Origin of the sequence: Halomonas sp. PBN3 (assembly GCF_000475415.1) — a bacterium.
GTDB classification, from domain to species: Bacteria; Pseudomonadota; Gammaproteobacteria; order Pseudomonadales; family Halomonadaceae; genus Halomonas; species Halomonas shengliensis.
Genome location: NZ_AXCA01000162.1, coordinates 12850 through 32588, shown reverse-complemented (window position 1 = coordinate 32588; position 19739 = coordinate 12850). Strand labels below are relative to the sequence as shown.

The following is a 19739-nucleotide window of genomic DNA, read 5'->3' as shown; positions in this document are numbered from 1 at the left end:
TTGCCGGGGGATACTTACTCGATTGGCAGCCTTCGCTTATCGCTAAACGCCTGCACAATCCGATCTGTAGGAGCGCAGCTTACTGCGCGAAAGCGGTGTTACCAAGCCAGCACCGCGCCGGGTTAGACCCCGGCCAATGATGGCCATGGTCTGACCCAAGAGGCCGCAAGCGGCCTGTTTATAATACTTAATACTTAATATTCAAAAGATTAAAAAGGTCTGCAGAATGTATAAGAAGATAGACAAATATCTGCCACGTTCTCACGGCCTCATGTATGTTGATGGACAAAAATTACCAAGTCTTGGCCCCCCAGAAGAAGGTGACACGGTAACCGTAAAAGTAGATGAGAGTGTGGAGCTTTATATCCGTATATATCGCTCTGAGGGCGACGAGCTCCTTGGTGAGATTGTCGCAATTGGCCCTGCGCCTCGTGCTGACTTTGGTGGCTATAATGTTGGCGATCTTGTTGAGGTTGAAGTGGCATCAATCACTGCCATCATCAGAGAAGATTAACACCGGGATCTATTTTCTAAGCTGTTGCATATTTGCAAGGACGCGCCATGCACCACCTCACCGATATTCATATTCAAAACTTCCGCTCCTGCCGTGATGTTTCTCTGGCTCTCAGTGATTGCACACCCGTCGTGGGCTATAACAACGCCGGTAAGTCCAACATCATGGCCGCCATCGAATGGTTGGTGGCGCCACGCGCCTTGGGCGAGGGCGACTTCTTCGATACGGCCCAGCCGGTGGTGGTGGAAGGCGTGATCGAGGGGTTGGATGATGCCATGCTGGATCGGCTTGAGCCTGGGCACCGCAAGAAGATGCTTCCCTTCATCCAAGATGAACGGATGCTGCTGCGCCGTGTGCAGGTCGAGCCGGGCGGCGGCAAGGCCGCCGCGAAGCTTCAAGTATGCAAGCCCGGCGCTGACGGTGAGTCTGAAGGGGGATGGCAGGGGCCTCCGACCGGCATCCCCCAGGCGATCCAGGCGCTGTTCCCGGAGCCCATCTTCATCGGCGCCATGGAAGACGCCGCCGAGGATGCCACCAAGCCCAAGACCGGCACCACCCTGGGCAAGCTGCTGGCGGAGTTCACCACCCCGTTGGAAGAGGCCCACGGCGCAGCCATTCAGGCGGCCTTCGATGCCGTCAGTCGACAACTTGCCTCCGATGGCGCCGAACGGGTGGCGGAGTTGCAACGCTTCGACCAGGAAGCCACCCAGGCGGTCGCCGATTTCTTCCCGGGGATCAACCTTCACCTGGATATTCCGGTGCCTGAGGTCAAGTCGCTGTTCAAGCAGGGTACGGTTAAGGTCAGCGAGCACGGGCGTGGTGCCATCCGCGACTTCACCAGCCTGGGGCATGGCGCCCAGCGCAGCATTCAGATGGCGCTGATCCGCTACCTCGCCGAGCTCAAGGCACAAGAGGACCAACAGGCACAGCGTCGGCTGCTGTTGATCGAAGAGCCAGAACTGTTCCTGCACCCCCAGGCGATCGAGCAAGTGCGACTCGCTCTGGAGAGCCTCTCGCGTGTCGGCTACCAGGTAGTATTTGCCACCCACTCGCCGATGATGATCGACCGAACGGCCATTCCCCATTCTCGAATCGTCCGCAAGGATGCCGTAACCGGTGAAACTCGCGTCATGCTGTCCGTCAGCGAAGCCTTACAGCGGCGAGTGGAGAATGCGGATACCCGCCTCCACACCCTCTTCGAGCTCAGAAACGCCAGTGGTTGGCTGTTCAGCGATCGCGTGCTCCTGGCCGAGGGGCCGACCGAGCGTCGCCTGCTGCCGGTGCTCTATCAGGCAGTGAAAGGGAGGACGCTGGCTGCCGATCGATTTGCCGTGATGAATCTTGGCGGAGTGGGCTCGCTGCCACACTGCCTGAAGGTATTCGACGAGCTGGGAATCGACGCCTATGCGCTGGCGGATTTTGACTTTGCCATCAATCAGGCCGTCAAGCATCGTCTGATCGACAAGCAGGACGTCGATCTGGAAAGCTGCCTATCACAGATTGCGGCCATGGCAGATCAAGATCCCGACATCGAGCTTGGGGGCAATCGGCGGCCGACCAATAACGGGCGAAAGAAGGCGGCGCAGGTCTATGCAGAATGGGCCCGGCAGGAAGCAGCACACCCGGTCACCATGGCCCTGCATGAGAAACTCAAGGCACAGCGCGTCTGGCTGTGGTGCCGCGGCGATATCGAAGCCGTGCTTGGCTTGCCTGGTGACAAGAACGAGCAGGAGTGGGCCGAGTTTACCCAGCGGCTCGAAGCAGAAGGGCTCGAAACGTGCGTAAAAACGCCTGATTCACTCCGCGATTTCTTTCACTGGCTCAATCCACCCCTTGATCCTTGACCCCTAGATGCTGAATCAACTCAAAGAACTCTACTCGCTCCTCACCGCCGAGCAGCGCAAGAAACTCCTGCGCCTGCAGATCCTGGTGGTGTTGATGTCGTTTGCCGAGATCGCCGGCGTGGTCTCCATCGGCCCCTTCATGGCGCTGGTGGGCGACATGAGCCAACTTCAGGGTGAAGGGATCATGGCCGAGCTCTACCGCGCCAGCGGCTTCAGCGAGCCGCGCACCTTCCTGTTCTGGCTGGGCATCGGCGTACTGGTGGTGCTCACCGGCGCGGCACTGATCTCGATGTTCACCATCTGGCGGCTCTCCATGTATGGCGCGCGGGTAGGGGCCCAGCTCGCCAGTCGGCTCTATGCCCACTACATGCACCAGCCCTGGCTGTTTCACGCCAGCGGCAGCAGCAGCCAGCTCACCAACCAGATCGCCCAGGAGTGCGGCCGTATCACAGGAAGCATCATCAACCCGCTGATGCAGATGAACGCCAAGCTGGTGATGGCTACCTTGATGGCGGTCACCATCTTGCTCTACAACCCGCTGGTGGCGGTGATCGGGTTGGTCATCTTCTCCCTGGCCTATGCACTGCTGTTTCGCACCGTGCGCCGGCGCTTGATGCGCAACGGCAAGACCATCTCCGAAGTCCAGCGGCTGCGTTTCAAGCTGATGAGCGAGGGCTTCGGCGGGATCAAGGATGCCCTGCTGCTGGGCCGCCAGCAGGTGTTCACGGAACGCTTTGACGACGCCAGCCTGCGCTTCGCCGAGGCCCAGGGCACCAATGCCGCCATGAGCCAGGCACCGCGTTACGCCATGGAACTGATCGCCTTCGGCAGCGTGATCTTCCTGATTCTCTACCTGCTAGCCGCCCACGAAGGCAACCTGGGCACCATCCTGCCCGTGCTCTCCGTATATGCCCTGGCCGGCTTCAAGCTACTGCCCGCCTTTCAGCAGGTCTATACCAGCCTGTCCCAGATTCGCGGCAATCTGGCCGCCTTCGATGCCCTGCGTGACGACCTCTACGCCAGCAGCCGTCAGCCTATACGCCAGCCGCTTACCGAGCAGGAGCGCACGGAACAGCACCTGGCACCCAAGCACAGCATCCAGTTGACGGATATCACCTTTGCCTACCCCGGCAAGCAGGAACCGGCACTCAACGGCCTGAACCTGGAGATCCCTGCCAACCAGGTCATCGGCCTGGTGGGGGCCTCCGGTTCCGGCAAGTCCACGGCCATCGACCTGCTGCTGGGCCTGATCGAGCCCCAGAGGGGCCAGGTGCTGATCGACGGCCAGCCGCTGACCGACGACAGCCGCCGCGCCTGGCAGAACACCCTCGGTTTCGTGCCCCAGGCCATCTTCCTGGCCGACAGTTCGATCCGCGAGAACATTGCCTTCGGCCTGCCACCCGAGCTGGTCGATGACCACAAGGTGCTCCAGGCCGCCAGCATGGCGCACCTGGATGAATTGCTCGCCGAACTGCCGGATGGCCTGGAAACCCGCGTGGGCGAGCGCGGCGTGCAGCTCTCCGGCGGCCAGCGCCAGCGCATCGGCATCGCCCGTGCCCTCTATCACGATGCCGACGTGCTGGTGCTGGACGAAGCCACCAGCGCCCTGGATGGCATCACCGAGAAGCTGATCATGGATGCCATCCACGACTTCTCCGGCAAGAAGACCATCATCATGATCGCCCACCGCCTGGCCACGGTGAAGCAGTGCGACAGCATCTACCTGCTGGCCGACGGCCAGGTGATAGACCATGGCAGCTATTCAGAACTTTCCGAACGCAACACCATCTTCAAGCGCATGGCGGAACATGCGTAACAGTAATCGATAGGGAATCACTCGATGTTCAATGATGCGTCAATACTCGTCACCGGCGGCACCGGCTCCTTTGGCCACACCTTTATCCCCATGCTGCTGGAGCGCTACAACCCCAAGCGTGTGATCATCTTTTCGCGCGACGAGATGAAACAATGGGAGATGGCCAAAAAGTTCGAGGGCGATCCCCGCGTTCGCTTCTTCATCGGTGATGTGCGCGACCGCGAGCGGGTCTATCGGGCCCTGGATGGCGTCGACTTTGTGGTGCATGCAGCGGCCACCAAGATCGTGCCCACCGCCGAGTACAACCCCTTCGAGTGCGTCAAGACCAACGTGATGGGCGCAATGAACCTGATCGATGCCTGCATCGACAAGGGCGTGAAGAAGGTGGTGGCGCTCTCTACCGACAAGGCCAGCAGCCCGATCAACTTATATGGCGCCACCAAGCTTACCTCCGACAAGCTGTTCGTGGCCGGCAACTCCTACGCCGGCGGGCACGACACCCGCTTCGCCGTGGTGCGTTACGGTAACGTCATGGGCTCCCGTGGGTCGGTGATTCCCTTCTTCACGTCGATCCGTGATAAGGGCGTGCTACCCATCACCGACGAGCGCATGACCCGTTTCATGATCAGCCTGGAGGAGGGCGTGGAGCTGGTCTGGCATGCCTTCGAAGACATGGAAGGCGGCGAGATCTACGTCAAGAAGATCCCCTCCATGAAGGTCACCGACTTGGCCCGGGTCATCGCCCCAGAGGCCAGGCAAGAGGTGGTAGGCATTCGCCCCGGCGAGAAGCTGCACGAGCAGATGATCGGCGCCGAGGATGCCTACTACACCTACGAGTACCCCGAGCACTACAAGATCCTGCCGGCCATCAACAGCTGGGACAAGGACGCCAACCGCATCAAGGATGGCAAGAAGGTGCCGGAAGGCTTCGTCTATGCCAGCGACAACAACGCTGAGTGGATGTCAGATGCTGAGCTCAAGGCCTGGATAGACGCCAACTGGGAAAAGATCGGAGCCATCTGATGATTCCCTACGGACGCCAGGATATTCAGCAGGCCGATATCGATGCCGTGCTGGAGGTACTGCAGTCGGACTTCCTGACCCAGGGCCCGATGGTGCCGCGTTTCGAGCAGGCGGTGGCGGCCAAGGTGGGCGCCCGCCATGCGCTGGCGGTCAACAGCGCCACCTCGGCGCTGCATATCGCCTGCCTGGCGATGGGTCTGGGGGAGGGCGACTGGCTGTGGACCACGCCGATCACCTTCGTCGCCTCCGCCAACTGCGGGCGCTACTGCGGTGCCCAGGTCGATTTCGTCGATATCGATCCGCGCACCTATAACCTCTCTCCGGAAGCGCTGGCGGCCAAGCTTGAACGGGCTGAGGCGGAAGGGCGCCTGCCTAAGGTGCTGGTGGCCGTGCACCTCTGCGGCCAGCCCTGCGACATGCAGGCGATCCACGCCCTTGGCCAGCGTTACGGCTTCCGCATCATCGAGGACGCGTCTCACGCCATTGGCGGCAAGTATCAGAGCGACTACATCGGCAGCGGTCGCTACAGCGATATCACCGTGTTCAGCTTCCACCCGGTGAAGATCATCACCACTGCCGAAGGCGGCATGGCGCTGACCAACGACGATGATCTTGCAAGCCGAATGGACCTTCTGCGCAGCCACGGCGTCACCCGGGATCCGGCGTTGATGACCCATGAGGCCGATGGCCCTTGGTACTACCAGCAGATTGACCTGGGTTACAACTACCGCATGACCGAGCTGCAAGCGGCGCTGGGCGTCACGCAACTGGAGCGACTGGACGACTACGTGGCACGTCGCAATGCCCTGGCCGAGCGTTATGATGCCGCCTTGGCGACGCTGCCCGTGACCACGCCCTGGCAGCATCCGGACAGCTATTCCGGGCGCCACCTCTACGTGATCCGGCTCCAGCTCGGCCAGATCGTCCCCTCGCACCGCCAGGTGTTCGAGCGTCTGCGCGAGCAGGGCATCGGCGTGAACCTACACTACATCCCGGTGCACACCCAGCCCTACTACCGGGCGCTGGGTTTCACGTCCGGCGACCTCCCTGCAGCGGAAGCCTACTACGCCGAGGCGATTAGCTTGCCGCTATTCCCGACGATGACTGAAGCGCAGCAGGATGAGGTGGTAACGGCGCTGGCCCGGGCCCTGGAGGTCGCATGACACAGTCACTAGAAGGGCAGGCCATAGCCGTCATCCCTGCCCGGGGTGGCAGCAAGCGTATCCCCCGCAAGAACATTCGCGAGTTCGCCGGCAAGCCGATGATCGCCTGGTCAATTGAGGCGGCGCTGGCCAGTGGCTGCTTCTCCCGGGTAATCGTCTCCACCGACGATGACGAGATCGCCGCCGTGGCTGAGGCCTGGGGCGCCGAGGTGCCGTTTCGCCGCCCGGCCGCGCTCTCCGATGATCACACCGGCACCATCGCGGTCATCGCCCATGCCATCGACTGGCTGCGCGAGCAGGGCGAGGCGCCTGATGCGGTCTGCTGCCTCTACGCCACGGCGCCGTTCGTGCAAGCCGAGGATCTGCAGGCCGGGCTTCGCGCCCTGCGGGAGAGCGATGACGTGGACTATGCCTTCTCGGTGACGAGCTACGCCTTTCCCATTCAGCGTGCGTTGCGATTGACGCCTGAAGGGCGCGTGGACATGTTCCAGCCCGAGCACTTCCACACCCGCTCCCAGGATCTCGAGGAGGCCTGGCACGATGCCGGGCAGTTCTACTGGGGGCGGGCCGCCGCCTGGAGCAAGGGCACGCCGATCTTCAGCGAGCATGCCGCGTCGGTGAAGCTGCCGCGCCACCGCGTCCAGGATATCGACACGCCGGAAGACTGGCAGCGCGCCGAATGGCTGTTCAAGGCCTGGCAGGCCCAGCAGCAGGGCGGCGGGGCATGAGCGAAGCGCCGATACCCTCCCAACTCCAGGGGCAGGTGGTCGCCTTCCGCGCCGATGCCTCGCTGGAGATCGGCAGCGGCCACGTCATGCGCTGCCTGACCCTCGCCGATGCTCTGCAGGCTCAGGGTGCCCAGTGCCACTTCCTCTGCCGGGAGCACCCTGGGCACCTGTGTGAACTGATCGAGGCCCGTGGCTACCCGGTCCATCGGCTACCGCAGGAAGCGCGCGACACTAACACAGCCGTCACGTCTGTCACCGAGCCTAAGCTTGATCATGCCCACTGGCTGGGCGCGAGCTGGGACGAAGACGCCGCAGCCTGTCTGCCTCTCCTGGCCGAGCTGGCCCCGGCCTGGCTGGTAGTGGACCATTACGCCCTGGATCACCGCTGGGAAACGACGGTACTCGATCGGCTTCCCAACTCAAGGCCGCGCCTGCTGGTGATCGACGACCTGGCGGATCGGCGCCATATTGCTGATCTGCTGTTGGACCAGAACCTCGGCCGGCAGGCGGAGGACTATCGTGGCTTGGTGCCCGAGGGCTGCCAGGTGCTGGCAGGGCCCCGCTATGCGTTGTTGCGCCCCGAGTTCCGCGAGTGGCGCGAGGCCAGCCTCAGCCGGCGTGCCCGCGAGCCCGGGCTACGGCGTCTGTTGATCAACCTCGGTGGCGTGGACAAGGACAACGTCACCGGCCAGGTGCTGGACGCCCTGATCACCTGCGACCTGCCGGAAAACCTGCAGATCAGCGTGGTGATGGGGGCTTCCGCCCCCTGGCGGGAGTCGGTGACAGCTCAGGCCCGGACAATGCCTTGGCCCACTGAGGTGGTCGTCAATGTCAGCGACATGGCACAGCGCATGGCCGAGGCGGATCTCGCCATCGGTGCCGCCGGCAGCACCTCCTGGGAGCGCTGCTGCCTAGGCCTGCCCACTCTGATGGTGGTGTTGGCCGATAATCAGCGTGGCATCGCCCAGGCTCTGGAGGAGCAGGGCGCCTCGTCGACACTGGATCTCGCCGACCTGCCGAGATCGCTGGCAAGATGCCTGGCGGGGATCAGCGCACCACATGCCCTGGCGTTGATGAGTCAGCAGGCTGCCAATCGTGTCGATGAGAAAGGCGCTGACCGAGTGCTATCGGCCCTATCCGCTACCACTCAGGAGAGCTAAGGATGCATGTCACGCTTCTCTGCACAAGCCGGGATCATCCCGTGAACGACTGGCTGGTGCGGTGGCAAGAAAAACAGCAATCGTTCCACGACATTACCCTTTGCCACGACGTTCAAGATCTCCCAGGTGGTGACGTTCTGTTCCTGATTTCCTGCAGCCAGATCATTGACGCCACCACAAGAGCAAAATACCAGCATACGTTGGTCCTGCACGCTAGTGATCTCCCGCACGGCCGCGGATGGAGCCCCTATATCTGGGCACTGCTAGAGGGTGCCGAGGCCATTACGGTTAGCTTGCTCGATGCCGAGGATGGCGTTGATACAGGGGCGATCTGGGCCAAGCGGACCTTGCCGGTGCCGGCTCACGCCCTACATGACGAGATTCACCGCCTGCTGTTTGACACGGAACTGTCGCTGATGGATGAGGCGCTGACTCTCATCTCGGCAGGGGCCCAGCCGGTACCCCAATCCCAGCACATTACCCCAACGTACTATCGCAAGCGTACGCCGGCAGATAGCGAAGTCGATCCTTCATTACCCTTGCGCGACCTGTTTCCAACGATCCGAGTCATGGATCCGCAGCGCTATCCGGCTTTCTTTCGCCTGCACGGGCATACCTATGCCATCGAACTCAAGAAGGTGCCATCCCATGAAGACGATTAATATCGATGGCCGTGCGATCGGCCCCGAACAGTCGCCCTATATCATCGCCGAGCTTTCCGCCAACCATAACGGCAAGCTGGAAACGGCCATGCGCATCATCGAAGAGGCCGCCAGGGCCGGCGCCGATGCCGTCAAGCTGCAGACCTATCGCCCCGATACCATCACTCTGAATAGTGACCTGCCCGACTTTCAGATCACGGAAGGGCTATGGAAAGGGCGCACCCTCTACGAACTCTATGAGTGGGCCCATACCCCCTGGGAGTGGCACCAGCCACTCTTCGAGCACGCTCGTAAGCTCGGCATCACCATCTTCAGCTCTCCTTTCGACACCACGGCGGTAGACCTGCTCGAAGAGCTCGGCGCCCCAGCCTACAAGATCGCCTCCTTCGAAGCGGTCGACCTGCCGCTGATCGAGTACGTGGCCCGAACCGGCAAACCGATGATCATCTCCACCGGTATGGCCGATGCCGAGGAGATCCAGGAAGCCATCGACGCCGCTCGCGGCGCCGGTTGTGAACAGCTCGCCATTCTCCACTGCGTCAGCGGCTACCCGGCCCCGCCGGAGGACTATAACCTGCGCACCATTCCTGACATGATCGAGCGCTTCGGCCTGGTCACCGGGCTTTCCGACCACACTATCGATAACACCACCGCCATTACCAGCGTTGCGTTGGGCGCCAGCCTGATCGAGAAACACTTCACCCTCGACCGCAACGGCGGTGGCCCCGACGACACCTTCTCCCTGGAGCCCGCCGAACTCGCTGCCCTGTGCCGTGATGCCAAAACCGCCTGGCAGGCGCTCGGCCAAGTCGACTACGGCCGCAAGTCCAGCGAGCAGGGGAATGTACAGTTCCGGCGCTCGCTCTATTTCGTGAAGGATCTGAAGGCAGGGGAGGTGATTACCGAAGATTCCATAAGGAGTGTGAGGCCGGGGTATGGGTTGGCGCCGAAGTATATGCAGCGGGTAGTTGGGAAAACGGTTACTCAGGTAGTCACCGAAAATATGCCGGTTACGGAAGATGTATTGAGTTGATGTGATGGATTTCATGCGTTTCTTTGGGGTTCTGGAATGTGGCTCTGCGTGAAAACGCCTGAAAAATCCACTGAAGGCAGGCGGCCGAAACTATAAGTAGGCAATATAGTGGGGGCCGTGACGAGATTTCTTCAGGAAGATCATTGTGGCTCAAGCCAAAGTGGCATCGGAGCGTTACAGGTACCTCTACAAATATTCATCACCTTGAGCATTATGAAAAAAATTTACGAAATATTAAAAGAGTTTTTCTTCTATTCAGGGGAAGAAAAAAAATATTTAGGCAGCAAAATTCCAGACCTTAAGCTTGAGGAAAAGGAAAGCGATTCAATTTTGCTGGTTGATTTGCCACATGTATCTAACCAGCTAGTAGAGAATCTAGCCGTGGCTAAGTATCTCTCTGATGAGGGTGGCCTAAAGCCATGCTTCTACCAGCCAAATGTCTACTATGCAAATCGCTCTCCCTGGATAAGATTTATTGGGCGATGCGTGTCTGGCTACATGAAAAGCCCAAGATTAGCAAAACGCTTAGGCTTTTCGCACGGTTTGTCCTTAAGCTCCGTGTCAAAAGTTGATTTTTATAAACGCGACAAGATTTTAGGAGAAGCTTTAAAGAGTATTGTTTCTAAAGACGATCTAATTGATTATAAAGTTAAAAATGTAGAGGTCGGTAGAGCTGTCTACGACACATATTTGCGTGTTACCAAGTCAGTTACAGTTGATTTGGAAAGCTCAAGGCTGAGGCAGTTGCTGGATGAAGCAATATTGCTCCTATGTGTATCAGAAAGAGTTTTCTCTGAAAATAATGTTAAGTGTTTAGTTCTGGGTCATAGTGTTTATAATAACTGGCAAATCATAAGTGATGTCGGGATTAATTTTGGTGCTAAAGTTTACGTAACCTTCAATTCAAGATTCCCCCCGTTACATGCTGTACATGAAAACCGTGGGCTTCAGACGATTGACCATACACAGTACCGCAAGGCTTTTTCAGAACTATCTGAGGTTGAAAGAGTTAGAAGTATAGAAAAAGGAAAAGAGCTTGTCGAAAATCGACTTAAAGGTGTGCTTGATGATGGTGTTGTTTACATGGCAAAATCAGCATATTCTAGTGACTCAGAACACTTGACCCTTGATGTACAGTCAGGCCGTCGTCCATTAGTATTTATGCTGCACGCGTTTAGTGATAGTCCGCATATTTACAAGGATATGGTCTTTCCTGATTTTTGGGAATGGATTGTTCAGTCTCTTGATTTTATTAGAGACCGCGGACTGACTAAGAGCTATGAAATATATTTAAAGCCGCATCCTAATCGATTTGAATATGAAGATAAGTTCATATCTCAGCTTGACGATATGTATGAGTTTATAAATATACTTAATGATGATTTTAATAATAAAAAGCTAGTTGAATTTAATCCTGCGGCTATTGTCTCTGTATATGGCAGTGTAGCAGCTGAGTTCACTGCGATGGGTGTGCCTGTAATACTATGTGGCGACAATCCTACAGCTGCCTATGACTTTGCATTTAATGCTGCTAATAAAGACGCTTACTTTGGTCTTTTAGAAAATTCAGAGCGACTTGAGGTAGATAAGGAAAAGGTAGAGCAAGTTTACGAATTTATGTATATGCATTATATCCATAACTCTAAGCTGTCCTTTGATGAGTATCCTTTCAAAAGATGGCGCCCGCGTGAAGTAACTAATGGTGGCTTCAACTGCCGATATCGCGATTTTTCTTACCCTGAGTTTTCGAGGCAATTAGACAGGTTTTTCCATGAAAATTCTTGATATATGAGATTTCTATGCTGCTTTCTATAGTAGTTACTGCTTATGAATCCAAGGAAACAATAAATAAATGCCTTGATAGTATTCTTTCTTGCAAAGATGATAGATTTGAAGTTCTGGTTATAGATGACTGCTCAAGTGAGCCGATTAAGGATGAAGTGTGCTCATACAAAGACTCCAGAGTCCGCTATTTCTATAACGAGAAAAACATAGGTCCCGGGCCTAGCAGGAATGTGGGTCTTTATAACGCGACCGGTGATTTCGTCACATTTGTCGATGATGACGACAGCTATTTAGAAGGGGCTGTGTCCACGATAATTAGTGAAATAGATAGGTTTAATTTTGATATCCTGGTTTTTGACTACCAAGTTAAATATGAGGATGTAACAGAAGAGAAGGCTTGGTGTCCGTCAGAGGAAGGAATTTTAAGAGACTTTTTATCTGACAAGCTTGTGTCTACAGTCTGGAATAAAGTATATAAGCTGTCTGTGCTCTCTGAAAATAATATCATTTTCCCTTCCTGTCATTCTGAGGATTCTTTGTTTAACTTCAGGTTTCTTCTTGCCTCTCGAAATTATAGAAATATAAGAAAGAGCTTGTACTTGTTTGATAAGTCTGGTGATTCAATCACTAAGTCGGTGTATTCATCGAGATCTTTTGTTCAGGTTAGTGGTGTTATAGATGAGATGTATTGTCTGGCAGGGGGGTGTAGTGCCCAACCCTCTGATATTAGAGAATATCTAGATCTCCGCAAATTTCTTTTCTTGTTCAAGGATCCGGTTTTAAGACTGTACCGTGACTGGAAAGATAAGCGGCTAGATCCAGAAGTTTTAAATTTTTTTGAGAAAAAAATAAAAAAGATGAGCTTCAATGAAGGCCTTCTTCTAAAGTCAGGCATGCTCAGTTTTCGGGATTGGATGTCTGTGAAAGTTTTTCGCCTTTCTCCGCGTGCTGTTTTTTTAATAATGAGAGCGATGGCTGTTAGATAGCGAATTGAGGGGTGGTTGTGGTTGTTTTTTTTACTGGGTCTCAGGGTCTAAAAGGTGGCACTGAAAGGGCTTGCGCAGACACTGCATCAACGTTGAGTGATCTGGGTTACCCTGTAACCATACTCAGTCAGTATGGTGGTAGAGTTAGTCATTATGAGGTTTCAGAGCCAGTTATTCTGGATGAACTTTCTTGTGAGAGGCGGCGAGGTGTAGTCGGTTATCTATCGTCATCCTGGTTGCTTCTTCGTTATGTCATTAAAACCAGGCCTCATGCGGTTGTTGCAGTAGAGAGCATCTCCTTCCTATTTCTTATTCCGTTGTTGCTTCTTTCCAGTCGTCCTGTTCTTGTTAATTGGGAGCACTTTAATGCCAATGTTGATCTAGGCGTGAAGGCGAGAAATTATTCTCGTAAGCTCGCTGCTAGATTCGCTGACAAGATAGTGGTGCTTTCACAAAGGGATGTTCAGATTTGGAAGAGAAAATTTCCATCCTCAGAGAATAAGCTGGAAGTAATCTATAACATTAATCCATTTTCTGGTCTGGGAAATAACGATGCAAAGAAAAAGGCATCTCGCTGCGGGTTGAAAAGAGTGGTTTCTGCAGGTCGATTGACCCATCAAAAGGGGTTTGATCTGCTGCTTCAGGCATGGGCTAAAATTGACCACCCTGTTCGTGACGGCTGGGAATTGGTGATATTGGGTGAGGGTGAAGATCGTGAGTCCCTCGAGCATGCTATTTCTTCACATTCTTTGGATAATGTTTTTCTTCCGGGCCAATCAGATCAGATTGAAGATGATTTTTTTGCGTCTGATATATTTGTGCTGCCTTCACGTTTTGAAGGGTTTGGCCTTGTTGTGTTGGAGGCGCTAAGTTGTGGCCTACCTGTTGTGAGTTTTGATTGTGATGCAGGGCCAGCTGAAATAGTTGAAGATGCAGTAAATGGCCTTATTGTTCCTGCCGGTAATGTTGATGAGCTTTCAGTAGCCTTGGCTTCTCTTATGTCGAGTGATGAGGTGAGAGAAGAAATGTCCAAGGCTTCACACGTAAGCGTAAGCAAGTTCGATGATGAGGAGATTTCCAAGCGTTGGGTGAAGCTGTTTCGGGGGCTGGGGGTTAATGCTTAAAGATGATGTTGAGATGATTGGGTGACGCTTGAGAATAATGCTCGTTATAACAAGCCTTGGAGTTGGGGGGGCTGAAAGGCTTGTGACAGGGCTTGCAGACAGTTTTTCAGCCAATGGGCACGATGTCATGTTGGTCCGGTTTCACGGCGAGGCCGAGTTACGCCCAAGTGATTCGCGTGTGCAGCTGGCGAACCTGGAGATGCGTCGCAGCCCGCTGGGCGTGCTGGCCGCGATGTGGCGCCTTCGTTGTCTGGTGCAGGCCTTCCGCCCGGATGTGGTGAATAGCCATCTAGTGCATGCCAATATTCTTACCCGCCTGCTGCGGCTGGTAACACCCATGCCGCGGTTGGTCTCCAGCGCACACAACACCAATGAAGAAGGACAGGGGCGGATGCTGGCTTACCGGCTGACGGATCGCCTGGTGGATATTTCCACCAATGTCTCCCAAGAGGCAGTTGAAGCATTCGAGGTACAGGGGGCTCTGAAGGCTGGACGCATGTTAGCCATTCACAACGGTATCGATACCAAGCATTTTGCCTTTGATGTGGATGCCCGAGAAAAGGTAAGAGAAGAGCTTAAGCTGAGCGAGTCTACTCCGCTTTTGCTGGCCGTTGGGCGGTTGTGGGAACCAAAAGATTACCCTAACCTTCTGCAGGCCTTCGCTCACATTCACACTCACAATTCCTCGGCTTGTTTGGCCATTGTAGGTGATGGCCCCCTTCGCAACGTCCTTGAGCTTCTATCTGCCAGCTTGGGTATTTCAGAGAAAGTTATATTCCTTGGTGTTCGACACGACATCCCCGCGCTGCTATCGGCATGTGATATTTATGTGATGTCTTCCGCCTGGGAAGGGTTGCCAATGGTGATACTCGAGGCAATGGCAGCGCAGAGATGTATCGTGGCAACGGATTGCGGTGGTATTCGTGCCGTTTTAGATGACACCGGGTTCGTTGTCAAGACTGAAGACAGTCAAGCCTTGGGGCAGGCGCTGCATAGAGCGCTGGGCCTTTCTGAGGAGGCTCGTGGACAGGTGGGGGTGGCTGCACGTAAACGAGTTGTTGACCACTACTCCCTGCAGGCCACCGCAGAGCGTTACTTGGCCGTATACCGTGGTGAAGAAATCGTATCCAAGGAGTGACATGAAGGTTCTGGTGACTGGCGGGGCCGGCTATATCGGCTCCCATGCCGTGGTGGTGCTGCTGGAGGCAGGCCACCAGGTGGTGGTGTTGGATAACCTGGCCAACGGCTCGGCGGAGGCGGTGGCGCGTGCCGCGGAGCTCGGTGGTGGGGCGGTACCGCTGATCGAGGGTGACATTCGCGATCGCCCCCTGCTGGATAGGGTGTTCTCGGAGCATACCTGCGATGCGGTGATGCATTTCGCAGGGCTCAAGGCCGTGGGCGAGAGCGTCGAGCAGCCACTGCGGTACTTCGAGAACAACGTGGCCGGCACCCTCACCCTGTGCCAGGCGATGGCGCAGACGGGGGTGACCCGCCTGGTGTTCAGCTCCTCGGCCACCGTCTATGGCGACGAACACCCCTTGCCCTGGCATGAAGGCCTGCCCACCGGCACCCCGAGCAACCCCTATGGCCGCTCCAAGCTGATGGTCGAGCAGGTGCTGGCGGACCTGGCCGCCGCGGACGAACGCTGGCAGATCGGCATCCTGCGCTACTTCAACCCGGTGGGCGCCCACGAGAGCGGACGCCTCGGCGAATCCCCCCGCGGGATTCCCAACAACCTGGTGCCCTATATCGCCCAGGTGGCCACCGGGCGGCGCGAATCGCTGGCGGTGTACGGCAACGACTACCCCACCCCGGATGGCACCGGCGTGCGCGACTACCTACACGTGATGGATCTGGTGGAGGGCCACCTGGCGGCCCTGCAGGCGCTGGGCCGGCGCCAGGGTGTCAACGTCTGGAACCTGGGCACCGGCCGCGGCTACTCGGTGCTGGAGATGGTGCGCGCCTTCGAGCAGGCCTGCGGGAGCAAGGTGGCCTACCACTTCGCACCGCGGCGTGAGGGTGATGTGGCCAGTTGCTGGGCGGACCCCAGCAAGGCGCGCGAGGAACTCGGCTGGCAGACCCGGCGCCACCTGGCGGCCATGATGGCCGACACCTGGCGCTGGCAGCAGGCCAATCCGGAAGGCTACACCTGATGTGCGGTATTACCGGCTATTGCAGCCAGCAAGCCCCCGATGCCGAGATCGCCCGCCATATGGCGGCGCAGCTTCACTCGCGCGGTCCGGATGATCAGGGCGTGTGGTGTGAAGACACCGCAGGCCTGGCACTGGCCCATCGGCGGCTCTCGATTCTCGACCTCTCACCCGCGGGCCATCAGCCCATGCACTCGGCGTGCGGGCGGTATGTGATGGTGTTTAATGGGGAGATATACAACCACGAGAGTCTCAGGGGAAAGCTGCAAGGGGGAAGCTACAAGCTACAAGCTGCAAGCTACAAGGAACCCAAGTGGCGAGGGCATTCCGATACGGAGGTACTGTTAGCCGCCTTTAGTGCCTGGGGCATTCAGGCCACCTTGGAAGCTGCCGTGGGGATGTTTGCGATTGCGCTGTGGGATCGTAAGGAACAGACGCTGACCCTGGCACGAGACCGTTTCGGGGAGAAGCCGCTCTACTATGGATTCGCTCAAGGCTGTGGATTCGCTCAAGGCTGTGGATTCGCTCAAGGCTGTGGTTTCGCTCAGGGCTGTGGTTTCGCTCAGGGCGCGGGTGAGGATGAGCGTGCGGTTACCGGCCGTGGGCCGTTGCTGTTCGGTTCTGAGCTGAAGGCGTTGATGGCGCATCCCGAGTGGCAGGGCACCCTGGCGACCCAGGCGCTGGAGGGTTACCTGCGCTTCGGTTGCGTGGGGGGCGAGGCGAGCATCTTCCAGGGGGTGGCCAAGCTGCCGCCGGGTTCCCTGCTGACCATTACCCGGGCCGATGTGAAGGCCGGGCGGCTGCCGGCGCCGGTGGTGTGGTGGTCGGCGGAGCAGGCGGCGCGAGAGGCCCTGGCCGCGCCGGCGCTGGACTCGCCTCAAGCCGCCATCGAGGCCGTGGAACAGGCGCTGGGGCAATCGGTAAAGAGCCGCATGCTGGCCGATGTGCCGCTGGGGGCGTTTCTTTCCGGCGGTATCGATAGCTCGCTGATCGTGGCGCTGATGCAGCAGCAGGCCGAGCGCCCGGTGCGCACCTTCTCGGTGGGCTTCGACGATGCCCGCTACGATGAATCCCAGCACGCGGAAGCGGTGGCCAGGCACCTCGGTACCGAGCACCTGACCCTGCAGGCGACCTCACAGATGGCACTGGACCTTGTGCCGAGTCTTCCCGAGCTCTATGACGAGCCCTTCGCCGATTCCTCCCAGCTGCCCACCGCGCTGGTGTCACGGCTGACTCGCGAGCACGTAACCGTGGCGCTCTCCGGGGATGCCGGCGACGAGCTGTTTGGCGGCTACAACCGCCACCTCTGGGTGCCACGCATCTGGCACAAGCTCAAGCGCCTGCCGCTGCCGGTCCGGCGCACCCTGGCCGCTACGCTCAAGGCCATTCCTCCCCACCGCTATGATGCGCTGATGCGCACCGGCGGCCGGCTGCTGCCGAAACGCCTGCGGCTGCGCACCTTCGGCGAGAAGCTGCACAAGCTGGCCGCGGTGCTGGAAAGCCCTAGCGAGCGGGCGCTGTTCGCCGGGGTCGCCTCGATGAACCGCGCGCCCGCCGCGCTGCTGGAAGGCCCGGGGCAGGGCAGCGGCCAGCCACCGGAGGCGCTGTTCCCGGCCCTGGCACAGTTCGACAGCGTGGAGTGGATGCTGCTGATGGATACCCTCCACTACCTGGTCGACGACGTGCTGGTGAAGGTGGATCGCGCCAGCATGGCCAGCAGCCTGGAGGTGCGCGTGCCCTTCCTCGACCCGGCGGTATTCCACACCGCCTGGCGTATCCCCAGCGCGCTGCACCTGAACGAAGGGCAGGGCAAGTGGGTGCTGCGCCAGCTGCTCTATCGCCACGTGCCCCGCGAGCTGATCGAGCGCCCCAAGATGGGCTTCGCCATCCCGCTGGATGCCTGGCTGCGCGGCCCGCTGCGCGATTGGGCTGAGGATCTGCTCTCCAGCGCCAGCCTGGCCGAGCTGCCACAGCTGGATGCCACCGAGATCCGCACGCTATGGCAGGCTCATCTCAAGGGCCAGGGCCACCATGCTCAACAGCTATGGGCGGTGCTGCAGCTGCTGGCCTGGCAGCGGCGGTGGAAGCCGGGGCTGGGGTGATGCCACCCTCCCAACGGGGTCAGACCCTTAAACGGTCTTAGGCAAAGGGCGCGCCTAATTCCGTTTAAGGGTCTGACCCCTATGTCTACAAGGGGTGGCCAATGGTGTAAAGTAAGATGTAAAGCTTTGCCATGGTCCACGCTCCCGTGACAGCAGGATACCCACTACCATGATCACACCCGCAGCGCAGGCTCCCGTCTTTTATGCCCTCGCCCAGATCAAGTTCAACTGGATCGAGCAGATGGCCAATTACGTGGGGCCGTTGCAGGATGCGCTTCGCCGCCAGGGCTATCCGGATTTCCGTGAGGACCACCAGCTACACATGCAGGTGGTGCCAGGTCCGCAGCCCGATGTGCAGCGCCAGGAGGCCAAGCGGTGGGTGTTCACTGACCAGGCGCGTAAGGAAGGGTTCATCCTGCTCAAGGATGCCTTGATCTTTCAGACAGCGTGTTATTCCAGCTTCACCGCTTTCAAGGAGGCCGTGCTGCAGGGGCTCGAAGCACTGCATCGGGAGGTGGAGCTGGCCTATGTCGATCGCATCGGGATGCGTTATCTGGATGCGGTGATCCCTTCCAATGCTTACCCGCTGGAACAGTTGCTGAGCCCAGGCCTGATCGGTCTCTACCGAGAGATTGCTGGCGATCCCAGGCATGCCGTGACGGAAACCGTGAGCGGTGTGGCAGGTGGCACCCTGGTGGTGCGTACGCTGATCTCACCGCAGGGCGTGGTGCTGCCCCCTGATCTTCAGCCCATGTCGTTGCAGCTGGATTCACGCATCGCGGCGTCGCAAGGCCAGGAGGCCGCCGTGCTGGATAGTGACTATTACGTGGCACGGCGCGACACCTTCGACAGCCAGGCCGTGGCACATCAGCTGGACGCCTCGCATGATGTCATCCTCGAGGCCTTCAGGATGGCGACCACGCAGCAGGCGAGGACGCAACTATGGCAACTGTAAGCAGCGAATCCATCACCGAGCTTGGTTACATGGCCGAGCATAGCGGCGGCAGCATGGCGTTGCTGCCGCCTTGGAGGCAAGGTGCGCGGCAGACACTGGCGGTGGCTGCCACCTGTTTCCTGGTTCCCTTCAGCCTGGGCGCGGAGCCCGGTTCCGGGGGGGCCATGACCCCGGAAGCGGCGTTGTCGCGTTATGACCTGCTTCAGGATGCGTCGATCGATGTCGCGGCGACGGCGACGGCGGATGATCCCTTGCGCACGCCGGCGGAGCGCCTGGAGAGAATCCGCCAGGCACTGAGCTTGACGGTTACCGACCTGGCTCGGCTGCTGGAGACCTCACGCCCTACGGTCTACGCGTGGCTGAACGGGCAGGAGCCACGGCCCGATGTGCATGAGCGGCTTGTGTGGCTGGAACAGCAGGCAGGAGAGGTCGATGCCTGCAGGCTGCCTCGCATCAACAAGCTGGTTCGACGGCCGCTGCGCTGTGGTGGCAGCCTCCTGGATCGCTTGCAGCGCGGTGAGAGCCTGGATGAGGCGTTGAAGGAGCTCACTACGCTCGCCCGGCGGGAGCAAGCCGGCCGTCAGCGGCAAAAAGGCCTAGCGGTGGCCGCGCGCAGCCCCCGTGAGGCGCTCGATGATGTGGCGATTCCGCTGGACCGGCGAGGATAGCGTGTGGCAAGAGAGTGGACGCGCAG

Annotated in this window: 17 protein-coding genes and 1 pseudogene; all 18 read left to right on the top strand. The window is 58.3% G+C overall.

Annotated elements, in window-relative coordinates; all coding sequences use genetic code 11:
* Window positions 1-226 precede the first annotated feature (226 nt).
* The 18 genes and pseudogenes from Q673_RS36550 to Q673_RS36535 all read left to right on the top strand — a co-directional run bounded on the left by Q673_RS36550 (window position 227) and on the right by Q673_RS36535 (window position 19713).
* Window positions 227-514, top strand: a complete 288-nt coding sequence (locus tag Q673_RS36550; protein WP_152527109.1) for a hypothetical protein — start codon at window positions 227-229, stop codon at window positions 512-514.
* A 47-nt stretch (window positions 515-561) separates the two neighbouring features.
* Window positions 562-2358: an ATP-dependent nuclease gene (locus Q673_RS28760; protein WP_023006184.1), complete on the top strand. Its 1797-nt coding sequence runs from the start codon at window positions 562-564 to the stop codon at window positions 2356-2358.
* A gap of 7 nt (window positions 2359-2365) precedes the next feature.
* Window positions 2366-4174, top strand: a complete 1809-nt coding sequence (locus Q673_RS28755; RefSeq protein ID WP_023006183.1) for an ABC transporter ATP-binding protein — start codon at window positions 2366-2368, stop codon at window positions 4172-4174.
* A gap of 24 nt (window positions 4175-4198) precedes the next feature.
* Entirely contained in the window at window positions 4199-5197 is a 999-nt protein-coding gene (pseB, locus tag Q673_RS28750) for a UDP-N-acetylglucosamine 4,6-dehydratase (inverting) (RefSeq protein ID WP_023006182.1), read from the top strand.
* Window positions 5197-6360 carry a UDP-4-amino-4,6-dideoxy-N-acetyl-beta-L-altrosamine transaminase gene (pseC, locus tag Q673_RS28745; RefSeq protein WP_023006181.1) on the top strand — a complete coding sequence of 388 codons (1164 nt, stop codon included), beginning with the start codon at window positions 5197-5199 and terminating at the stop codon, window positions 6358-6360. The genes pseB and pseC overlap by 1 nt, the downstream gene beginning before the upstream one ends.
* A complete protein-coding gene (pseF, locus tag Q673_RS28740) occupies window positions 6357-7088 on the top strand; it encodes a pseudaminic acid cytidylyltransferase (RefSeq protein ID WP_023006180.1) in 732 nt (243 codons plus the stop codon). The genes pseC and pseF overlap by 4 nt, the downstream gene beginning before the upstream one ends.
* Window positions 7085-8248 carry a UDP-2,4-diacetamido-2,4,6-trideoxy-beta-L-altropyranose hydrolase gene (gene pseG, locus Q673_RS28735; protein ID WP_023006179.1) on the top strand — a complete coding sequence of 388 codons (1164 nt, stop codon included), beginning with the start codon at window positions 7085-7087 and terminating at the stop codon, window positions 8246-8248. The genes pseF and pseG overlap by 4 nt, the downstream gene beginning before the upstream one ends.
* Before the next feature lie 41 nt (window positions 8249-8289).
* On the top strand, window positions 8290-8910 hold the full coding sequence (locus Q673_RS28730) for a formyltransferase family protein (protein WP_200861407.1): 621 nt from the start codon (window positions 8290-8292) through the stop codon (window positions 8908-8910).
* Window positions 8897-9943 (top strand): pseudaminic acid synthase, encoded by a 1047-nt coding sequence (gene pseI, locus Q673_RS28725; protein ID WP_023006177.1) that lies wholly within the window; start codon window positions 8897-8899, stop codon window positions 9941-9943. Before Q673_RS28730 ends, pseI begins: the two co-directional genes overlap by 14 nt.
* Window positions 9944-10060: 117 nt before the next feature.
* Window positions 10061-11728 carry a hypothetical protein gene (locus Q673_RS36545; RefSeq protein ID WP_152527108.1) on the top strand — a complete coding sequence of 556 codons (1668 nt, stop codon included), beginning with the start codon at window positions 10061-10063 and terminating at the stop codon, window positions 11726-11728.
* 14 nt (window positions 11729-11742) lie between these two features.
* A complete protein-coding gene (locus Q673_RS36045; RefSeq protein WP_081712031.1) occupies window positions 11743-12714 on the top strand; it encodes a glycosyltransferase family 2 protein in 972 nt (323 codons plus the stop codon).
* Window positions 12715-12725: 11 nt separating this feature from the next.
* Window positions 12726-13838 (top strand): glycosyltransferase family 4 protein, encoded by a 1113-nt coding sequence (locus tag Q673_RS36040; protein ID WP_081712030.1) that lies wholly within the window; start codon window positions 12726-12728, stop codon window positions 13836-13838.
* 37 nt (window positions 13839-13875) lie between these two features.
* The gene (locus Q673_RS36035) at window positions 13876-14976 is read left to right on the top strand and encodes a glycosyltransferase (RefSeq protein WP_081712029.1); all 1101 of its coding nucleotides are present in this window, start codon (window positions 13876-13878) and stop codon (window positions 14974-14976) included.
* A gap of 1 nt (window position 14977) precedes the next feature.
* Window positions 14978-15991 (top strand): UDP-glucose 4-epimerase GalE, encoded by a 1014-nt coding sequence (galE, locus tag Q673_RS28715; protein ID WP_023006174.1) that lies wholly within the window; start codon window positions 14978-14980, stop codon window positions 15989-15991.
* Window positions 15991-16473, top strand: a pseudogene (locus tag Q673_RS37230) (asparagine synthetase B family protein); the annotation flags it as partial. The gene galE and the pseudogene Q673_RS37230, both read left to right, overlap by 1 nt.
* A 123-nt stretch (window positions 16474-16596) precedes the next feature.
* Entirely contained in the window at window positions 16597-18090 is a 1494-nt protein-coding gene (locus tag Q673_RS0118485) for an asparagine synthetase B family protein (RefSeq protein WP_023006172.1), read from the top strand.
* 169 nt (window positions 18091-18259) lie between these two features.
* Window positions 18260-19045: a TIGR04255 family protein gene (locus Q673_RS28710; RefSeq protein ID WP_023006171.1), complete on the top strand. Its 786-nt coding sequence runs from the start codon at window positions 18260-18262 to the stop codon at window positions 19043-19045.
* Window positions 19033-19713, top strand: coding sequence for a helix-turn-helix domain-containing protein (locus Q673_RS36535; protein WP_023006170.1), 681 nt, complete (start codon window positions 19033-19035; stop codon window positions 19711-19713). The genes Q673_RS28710 and Q673_RS36535 overlap by 13 nt, the downstream gene beginning before the upstream one ends.
* The last annotated feature ends 26 nt before the right edge of the window (window positions 19714-19739 follow it).

Coding starts and splice junctions, on each gene's coding strand:
- Q673_RS36550 (WP_152527109.1), top strand. CDS start 227: ATGTATAAGAAGATAGACAAATATCTGCCACGTTCTCACGGCCTCATG.
- Q673_RS28760 (WP_023006184.1), top strand. CDS start 562: ATGCACCACCTCACCGATATTCATATTCAAAACTTCCGCTCCTGCCGT.
- Q673_RS28755 (WP_023006183.1), top strand. CDS start 2,366: ATGCTGAATCAACTCAAAGAACTCTACTCGCTCCTCACCGCCGAGCAG.
- pseB (WP_023006182.1), top strand. CDS start 4,199: ATGTTCAATGATGCGTCAATACTCGTCACCGGCGGCACCGGCTCCTTT.
- pseC (WP_023006181.1), top strand. CDS start 5,197: ATGATTCCCTACGGACGCCAGGATATTCAGCAGGCCGATATCGATGCC.
- pseF (WP_023006180.1), top strand. CDS start 6,357: ATGACACAGTCACTAGAAGGGCAGGCCATAGCCGTCATCCCTGCCCGG.
- pseG (WP_023006179.1), top strand. CDS start 7,085: ATGAGCGAAGCGCCGATACCCTCCCAACTCCAGGGGCAGGTGGTCGCC.
- pseI (WP_023006177.1), top strand. CDS start 8,897: ATGAAGACGATTAATATCGATGGCCGTGCGATCGGCCCCGAACAGTCG.
- Q673_RS36045 (WP_081712031.1), top strand. CDS start 11,743: ATGCTGCTTTCTATAGTAGTTACTGCTTATGAATCCAAGGAAACAATA.
- Q673_RS36035 (WP_081712029.1), top strand. CDS start 13,876: ATGCTCGTTATAACAAGCCTTGGAGTTGGGGGGGCTGAAAGGCTTGTG.
- galE (WP_023006174.1), top strand. CDS start 14,978: ATGAAGGTTCTGGTGACTGGCGGGGCCGGCTATATCGGCTCCCATGCC.
- Q673_RS28710 (WP_023006171.1), top strand. CDS start 18,260: ATGATCACACCCGCAGCGCAGGCTCCCGTCTTTTATGCCCTCGCCCAG.
- Q673_RS36535 (WP_023006170.1), top strand. CDS start 19,033: ATGGCAACTGTAAGCAGCGAATCCATCACCGAGCTTGGTTACATGGCC.